Raw genomic sequence first — 2,747 nt, 5'->3', positions numbered from 1 at the left:
TTACCGCCGGCACCGGCATCTTTAAATCTCGAACCTAAATCATTACCCGCGCGGTCTTCGTTAAAACCGGCAGTTCCTGTCGCTTTATCAGCCATACCCAAAACTTCACCCGCACCCGAGTAGGCTTTGTCGATGTTCGCGCGACTTCCGCCACCACCGAAGGCGCTGAAAAGTCCCACTTTCGAAAGATCTTTATTCGAAGATTGAGCATTGGCCCCTGCCGTATTGCCCGTCTTAATCGCGCCACCTTGACGAGTGGACGTGAATTTCTTCGTACGATCTTTGGCGTTTGGTTTTGGCGCCACTTCACTAGCACGCGCCGCCTGTTGCGCTTTCTGTGCTTTCTGGCCCGTTTGCCCCTTCTTCTGCGCTTCCTTCGTTTGATCTGAAACCACGACTTTTTGTGGCGTCGGCGAAGGAGTTGGCGTCGGAGTCGGCGCTACTGGCGGAGGCGTTGGTGGAGGAGGTGTCGGTACTGGAGTTGCTGCTGGTGGTGGGTTTGTGAAGACCACTTGAGCAATACGTTGCACTTCCTCTTGCTTGTTTTCTTGCCAATCTTTAGGAATCGTTGCCGAAATATACAGAGCGAGCAATGACACCATCACGATGGACATCACAACGCCTGTCATTTCCGAACCCGTTAACATCAACGGTGGCAACATTGGGACAATGGGAGACTGCGGAACGAACCGAACATAGATGCCGATGTTTCCACCCGGCAAAGTCACGCACAACATTTCATTCTGATCAACGCGTACGCTGTAACCTTGTCCACCACGTTGAGCTTTTCCATTACGAGCTAAATCTTCAACCGGTTGAATTCCGGCTGAAGATACAAGCTCTACACCCATATCTGCTGTCGTATTGACTTTCAATCCACCCGCTAAATCCAATAAGGGGAAATTGCGAGGAACAAGTCCATCTGGCAGAGAAACGGAGTGATCACCACCCGCGTTTACGCGGATAGTTTTGTTTCCTTTAAAGTGATAAGTCGTAAGAATACGCTCTTTCCACGTTACAAGGACTTCAACGGTGTTTCCTTTACCCGGCTTCAAGTGCGTGCGAAGATCCTGCACTTCACTTGGCGGAGCAAAAGTTTTTGATTTTTTAAGTTTCTTATACGAAGTGCGTTCACGGCGAATTTCTGGTTTCACCGGAGCAGCCGTAATAACCGGCTTTTCTTCCACTTTAGGTGCTTCCACTGGAATTACCGGCGGAGCAACTTTGATTTCTTCTGTTTTTACAACCGCCGCCGGAGGCATTGGTGCTGCCGCAGGTTTTTCAACCTTCACGGGCGGAGCCTCGGGGATCACCGGCGCTGCCGTCACGGCTTGCCCCGGAGTCACTTTTGGTTTCGGAACTCCAACGAAGAATGCAATTTTGAAAGGACCGACCTCGATTTCATCACCGGAACTGACGGCTTCATCTAAGACCGCCTGACCATTTTTAAATGTTCCAGAAAAAGAACCTAAGTCACAGACGTAGTAACCGCTGTCGCGCAACTCAATCAAACAGTGAATCGGAGAAACTCCGTCACCGTCTAAATCCAAATGCACTTCGGCGTTATGACCGATCACGATCTGATCTTGATCAAACTGCTTAACACCGACGAGCTGATTGTTTTTGAAAATTCTAAATATTAAAGGCGCTCTCAATTACCACCCCGAACCCGCTGAATATCTTCTGTTGTACGTCTCATCTCGGGTAAAAAGTTTTCTCTAAGCTTAATCAATCTTTTGTAGTTAAAATTCTTCTTTTGGAAGAGATAGAAAAGATCCGGCTTTTGCGTAGAACCTTCGATCAATTCGTCTTCGAAGTTCAGCGTCGCCTTTCTTTCTTTTTTAACCGTCGTCGTTGTCGTGGTTGTAGTGGATGAACGACTGGTTGATTGGGCAAAGCTCACGTCAAAAGCCAAGATCATTGCCACCATTACAGTAAGTTGTTTAACCAATCGCAACATAGTTTCCACCTTCACCTATTTTAAACCAGCTTTCGCCTTATTTTCCAAAGCAATAATTTTATTCCGAGTATCTGAAGGCCCACCTACAAACTTTAGTCTGTTAATGACGTCCAGTCCCTCTTGATACTTGCCCATATTTTCCACTAGCAGTGTTGCATAATTATAGAGAGCTTCTTTGTTATTGCCGTTGTCTTTCAAAATCTGCGCATAAAGATCTGCAGCTTTGTCATACTTGCGATGAGCTGATAATGCGATCGCATAATTATTCAATACACGCGGATCACGCACGCCACGTTTGTACGCCGTCTCAAGAACGACTTGCGCTTTGCCATAGTCCTTCTCTTGCACATAGATTGCGCCGAGGTTGGCTGCGGCGACTGCTTCGTCGTTATTGATATCCAAAGCCTTACGGAAAGATTTGATGGCGTCTCTTCTTTCACCTTGTGCCAGCTGTACGATACCTAAGTTCGAATGAAGCTCTGCCATTTTCGGGCTTGAGCTAATGGCTTTAGAAAGCAAGTAGCGGCAAAGATCGTAACGACCGCGCTTATAGTGATACATCGCCAAAGCATTCAAAGCCTTAGCATCATTCGGAGACTGAGTGAGGATCTGGGTCGCTGCCTGATAAATCTTTTCATCACTTTGCGATTTAATAGCCTCGTTTAATGCCGCATATTGGGAAGGTGTCGTCGGAACCTGAGGACGAACTGGTTCTTCCGCAATCGGTGCAGGCTTTGGTTCTTCTTTTTGAACCGAAGGCGCATCCATAACAGAAGAGCGAGTCTCC

3 protein-coding genes are annotated in these 2,747 nt (G+C 47.5%); all 3 read right to left on the bottom strand.

Annotation, left to right across the window (positions count from 1 at the left end; genetic code table 11):
• On the bottom strand, window positions 1-1,655 hold a 1,655-nt coding region (locus AZI87_RS10585; protein ID WP_063206672.1), incomplete at its 3' end, for an FHA domain-containing protein.
• Window positions 1,652-1,960, bottom strand: a complete 309-nt coding sequence (locus AZI87_RS10580) for a hypothetical protein (RefSeq protein ID WP_063206671.1) — start codon at window positions 1,958-1,960, stop codon at window positions 1,652-1,654. The genes AZI87_RS10580 and AZI87_RS10585, both read right to left, overlap by 4 nt.
• A gap of 15 nt (window positions 1,961-1,975) precedes the next feature.
• The coding region (locus AZI87_RS10575; RefSeq protein ID WP_063206670.1) for a tetratricopeptide repeat protein at window positions 1,976-2,747 on the bottom strand (772 nt) is incomplete at its 5' end.

It is taken from the genome of Bdellovibrio bacteriovorus (genome assembly GCF_001592745.1).
GTDB classification, from domain to species: Bacteria; Bdellovibrionota; Bdellovibrionia; order Bdellovibrionales; family Bdellovibrionaceae; genus Bdellovibrio; species Bdellovibrio bacteriovorus_B.
This window is presented reverse-complemented; position numbering and strand designations above follow the sequence as displayed.

Bases quoted from the DNA above. Each gene is read 5' to 3' on its own strand.
- AZI87_RS10580 (WP_063206671.1), bottom strand. From the start codon at position 1,960: ATGTTGCGATTGGTTAAACAACTTACTGTAATGGTGGCAATGATCTTG.